Consider the following 231-nt stretch of genomic DNA (forward strand, 5'->3'; position numbering starts at 1 on the left):
GGTCCATGTCGGCGCGCACACGCTGATCGGGACGCTGGCGAGCATCGCCGGGGCGACGGTGGGGGAGGAGGTCTTCTTCGCCTCCGGCGCCCGCGTGTTCAACGGCGCCCTCGTGGGGGCCCGCTGCGAGGTGCCGGTCAACGCGATCGTGCACCGCCGCGCCGTGCTGCCCGAGGGCACGGTGGTCCCGATCGGGTGGGTGGCCGTCGGCGACCCGGTGCAGCTGCTCTC

At 74.9% G+C, this 231-nt stretch carries 1 pseudogene; it reads left to right on the forward strand.

The window, feature by feature from the left end:
* Positions 1-231: pseudogene (locus R0J87_RS25320) on the forward strand (hypothetical protein); the annotation flags it as partial.

The sequence above is a fragment of the Halomonas sp. SIMBA_159 genome (assembly GCF_046536035.1).
Classification (GTDB): domain Bacteria; phylum Pseudomonadota; class Gammaproteobacteria; order Pseudomonadales; family Halomonadaceae; genus Vreelandella; species Vreelandella venusta_A.